The following is a 4425-nucleotide window of genomic DNA, read 5'->3' on the forward strand; positions in this document are numbered from 1 at the left end:
GCAAAGCGCAAAAGCCGTCCGAGCGCGCCGCTCCGTCGATCGATCCGCGGTCGATGCCTGTGTGGATCAGCGAGCGCTTCGCGGAAGCCGCGGCTATGGCGCGGCGCTACGTGAGCGGAATTGGGGCGCCGATCGAAACAGGGCCGCAGCCATCGGCCGAAGCGCTGATCGTGGTGACGCCGTTCGGCGAGGATGCGACGACCGCAGCGCTGGCGGACAATCTCGATCCGACGAGGACGGTCGCGATCGATTGCTTGTTCGGTCTGGACCGTCGGCGCACATTGATGAGGACGCCCGTTACTCGACCGGCGATGCTCGATGCGGCTCACGCCTTGTTCGCGGCCGATGGCCAGCCGGCGACGTTGATCCACGACAGTCCGGGGTTCGTTGCGCAACGCATCGTCGCCTGCATCGTCAACATCGGTGCCGATATCGCGCAGCAGCGGATTGCCTCGCCCGAGGACATCGATGCGGCGGTCGAAGTGGCCTTGGGTTATCCGCGAGGCCCACTTCGCTTCGGCGACGAGCTCGGCCCGCGCCGGATCCTCGATATTCTGCAGGCATGCCATGCGTTCTACGAAGATCCGCGCTACCGGCCGAGCCCGTGGCTCAAGCGTCGTGCACGCCTCGATGTACCTCTGACGACGCCGGAAGGTTGAAGGCGCATCTTACCAATCGAGCTCGACGCCCTTCATCTGCTCGCGGGCCTTCTTGACGGTGAGTTCCGCCGCAGCGAGATCCTCGACGGCGAGGCCGAGGGACTTGAACAGCGTGATGGCGTCGGGTGAGGAACGACCCGAATGGCGCCCGGTCAATACTTCGCCCAGCTCCGCGCGCATATGGTCGGCGCGAATGGCGCCATCCGCCAAAGCGAGACGATACTCGCCGCATTCCACCTCCGCTTGCGCCCGAGAATCGACGAAGAACTCCGAAACCGAGATGAGATCGGCGCCGATCTCTCGCGCGTGCGGTTGGCTGGTTCCAACCGCGTTGATATGGCAACCGGGCTTGATCCATGCCATGTCGAGAACGGGCGTGCGCGATGAGGTGACGGTGCAGATCACGTCGGCATCGGCGACGGCCTCCTCGACGGAGCGCGCCGGTTCCGCATCGACCTGCCGGGCAAACATCTCCGACCGTTCGGCGTCGCGCGCGCCGATGACGATCCGCGCATTCGGAAGCACAAGCCGCATCGCGGCGACGTGCGTTCTGGCCTGTACACCCGTGCCGACGATGGCGATCCGCTTCGCCTGCGGCCTCGCCAGCGCGTCGGTTGCGACGGCCGACACAGCCGCGGTGCGGATCGCGGTGATGGCGGTTGCGTCCAGCATGGCCAGCAGCCTGCCCGTCTCACCATCGTTCAACAACACCGCGCCCTGGTGACTGTCCAGACCGCGGGCGTGATTGCCCGGCGCGACGATGATGTGCTTGAAGCCCCAAACGGGCGGGTCGCTTCTGCGATAGGCCGGCATCAAACCCATCAGCGACGGCGCGCCCTCGCATCGAATTTGAACGCGCGCCGGCTGCCAATACGAGCCGTCGGCGAGGCCCGACAGGACGTCTCGCATAGCTCCGATGCAGTCCTGCATCGTCAAAAGTTCGGCGACCTGCTCGCCGTTGAGGACCAACATCGTGCTCTCCAATTGTCGACTACGCCCGTTTGAGCGCGGTCACCTCGAGTTCCACTTTCATTTCAGGCATGGCGAAGCCGCAGATGATGGTGGTGTTGGTGGGGCGCGGATCGGAGAAGGTCGCGCCAAGGACCTTGGAGACGGGGATGACGTCGGCACGGTCAGCCACGTAGACGCGGACTCTGACGATGTCCTTCATGGAAGCCCCCGCCTTCTCCAATGTGCTGGAGATGGTCGCAAGGCACTGGCGCGTCTGTTCGGCTGCATCGTCTGAGATCGTGTCGGCGGCGAAATCGTAGCCCGCTGTACCGGAGACGAAGATCCATTCGCCATCGACGATCGCCCGCGAGTAGCCGGCGAGTTCTTCGAATTTCGAGCCGGAGGAGATTGCGATCCGCGCCATGGGGTTTCCTTTAAACTTGAAACAGTTCGGTTCACTATGCATAAAGATCGTGAAGCGGTCGAACAAGCGATCTCGCGGCCGTTCACAGCAAGGACGGCCATGATCGCGGGAAACGGCTTCGTGAGCAATATCTCGAACGRCACGCGTGAACATGAGCGGACCCTGTGGTGGCATACCGCAGCACCGCGGCCGACAACATTGCGTCTTCCGGACACTCTCGCCGTCGACGTCGCCGTCATCGGCGGAGGCTTTACCGGACTGACGGCCGCCTTACATCTCGCCCGTCGCGGTGCGCGAGTGGCTGTGTTGGAAGCTGAAACAATCGGCAGCGGCGCCAGCGGTTTCAACGCCGGTTTTGTCGTCCCCAACTTTGCCAAAGCCGATCCCGTCACTGTCGTGAGCAAGCTCGGCGAGGAACGCGGGCGCCGCTTGCTCGAGCTTGTCGGACACGGCGGGGAGCGAATTTTCGAAACTGCGCGCGAATACGGTATCGCGTGCGATGCGGCTCAGACCGGGTGGCTGCAACCAGCTCATTCCGAACTCCTAGGAGACGCGCTGAAGGCGCGCGCCAAGATGTGGCAGGATCTCGGGCGTTCCGTGCGCTACCTAGATGCCACTGAGACCGCGCGACTGACCGGCATATCGCACTATCGCGGCGCGCTGTTCGACCCCACAGGGGGAACGATCCACCCATTGAGTTATGCTTATGGCTTAGCAAAGGCGGCGATCGGTGCGGGAGCGCTCATCTACGAAGATTCGTCGGTCCGCACGATCGAACGAACCGGGCAGGATTGGCACCTGCATTGTTCGGGTTCCGTCGTCGCCGCTCAGCGCGTCCTGCTTTGCACCAATGCAGGACATGTGGGCGTCGCGCGCCGTCTCTATCGCGCTATCGTCCCGCTCTTCGTCTACCAGATCGCGACGAGACCTCTCCCGGCGGACGTTGTCTCGCGGTTTTCACCGGAGCGACACCCGGTTTCCGATACACGCTCGAATCTGTTCACTTATCGCCTGGATCGCGACAACCGCCTGATCAGCGGCGGCATGGCGATTTTCCCGATCAAGGCGCATCAACGCATTGGCCGCGCTATCGTCGAACGCCTTGCATCGGAATTGTCTCTGGGGTTCGTCCCGCAGATCGAACACGTCTGGCGCGGGACCGCGGCAATGACGACCGATTTCCTGCCGCATGTCTACGAATTCGGACCCGGATTCATCGGCGGCATCGGGTGTAATGGTCGCGGCGTCGCCATGACGGCAATGCTGGGAGAAGTCATGGCCGACGCGGCTCTCGGTACACCATTGGCCGATCTTCCCGTGCCGGTGGCGTCAGCGCGCCCGATTCCATTTCACACACTGGCGCAAGTAGCACCATCCTTCGCCATCGCACAGGCGCGCTGGCAGGATCGGCGTGCGCGTTAGTGCAGGTCAGACCAGGCCCATCTGCTTTCTGACGGCGCGGTTTAGATCCGCGTGCGGATCCGCCAATGCGTCGAGCACGACGGTGATATGGTCCGAATCGGGCACGACCCTATGCGACACCTCCACGCCGTCCTTTTCGAGGGCAGCTGCAAAGTCGGCGGTCTGTTGCAGGAATTCGTCCGTCTCGCGTCCGCCGACGGCAACGATCGTCGGTGCCGCGATGTCGATTTTGCGACGTAGCGGGCTGAATGCCAGGATTTCCTCGACGGTGAGCTGGAGCACATCGTTCTGAAACGATTCCGCGACCGGTGCCAGGTCATAGAGGCCGCTGATCGCCGTGCCGCCTTTGATGACGTCGGCAGGCAAACCGGCATCCTTCGTCCACGCGCGGTCGAGCAACTCCGCGACGAGGTGCCCGCCGGCCGAGTTGCCGGAAACGAAGATCCGATTCGGGTCGAGACCAAACGCTGCGCCATGTCGATGAACCCAGGCCACCGCGCGGCGGCATGACGCGACGATGTCGCCCAGCCGGACGTTCGGGATCAGCGGGTAATCGATGACGGCGAGTGCCGCGCCGAATGGGACAAAACCAGGCGCCAGGAAGCTAAACTGTGCAGCTTCCATGGAACGCCAGAAGCCGCCATGGACAAAGATGTTGACCGGCGACGGCTCCGCCCCGCTTTGGGCCGGAAAGAGATTCAAAGTCTCCTCGTCACGCGCGCCGTAGCGGATGTTTGACGTGAATTCGAAGGATGTGGCGCAGCTCTCGGCGGCCTGTGCTCGACGAGCGACGGTTTCGGCGAGATTTGTGATTGTATCGAGCGTGAATTGCGCGTCGATCTCGGCTTGCGTGCGGTCGGTCTTCATTCGGCGATCTCGGGGCGTGTGGGCGTTCGCTTCGCGCGCAGGGCGTCCGTGGCTTCTTCGTGCAGAGGAAGGCTCTGCAGGAGCGATTGCGTGCTCTTGATA

5 protein-coding genes are annotated in these 4425 nt (G+C 63.3%); 2 read left to right on the plus strand and 3 right to left on the minus strand.

What is annotated here, in order from left to right; all coding sequences use genetic code 11:
• Nucleotides 1–659, plus strand: a 659-nt coding sequence (locus tag AC1DT3_RS12980) for a 3-hydroxyacyl-CoA dehydrogenase family protein (protein WP_477465666.1), incomplete at its 5' end; no start/stop codon positions are given.
• Nucleotides 660–668: 9 nt separating this feature from the next.
• Here the strand turns inward: AC1DT3_RS12980 and AC1DT3_RS12985 are convergent.
• The gene (locus tag AC1DT3_RS12985) at nt 669–1631 is read right to left on the minus strand and encodes an ornithine cyclodeaminase family protein (protein ID WP_477465667.1); all 963 of its coding nucleotides are present in this window, start codon (nt 1629–1631) and stop codon (nt 669–671) included.
• A 19-nt stretch (nt 1632–1650) separates the two neighbouring features.
• Nucleotides 1651–2034: a RidA family protein gene (locus tag AC1DT3_RS12990; RefSeq protein ID WP_477465668.1), complete on the minus strand. Its 384-nt coding sequence runs from the start codon at nt 2032–2034 to the stop codon at nt 1651–1653.
• A gap of 99 nt (nt 2035–2133) precedes the next feature.
• On the opposite strand from AC1DT3_RS12990, the gene AC1DT3_RS12995 reads away from it, so the two are divergent.
• The gene (locus tag AC1DT3_RS12995) at nt 2134–3456 is read left to right on the plus strand and encodes an NAD(P)/FAD-dependent oxidoreductase (RefSeq protein WP_477465669.1); all 1323 of its coding nucleotides are present in this window, start codon (nt 2134–2136) and stop codon (nt 3454–3456) included.
• A gap of 6 nt (nt 3457–3462) precedes the next feature.
• Here AC1DT3_RS12995 and AC1DT3_RS13000 read toward each other — a convergent pair whose 3' ends face one another.
• A complete protein-coding gene (locus AC1DT3_RS13000) occupies nt 3463–4323 on the minus strand; it encodes an alpha/beta hydrolase (protein WP_477465670.1) in 861 nt (286 codons plus the stop codon).
• Nucleotides 4324–4425: the final 102 nt, after the last annotated feature.

This window comes from Microvirga sp. P4_G7, from assembly GCF_056401005.1.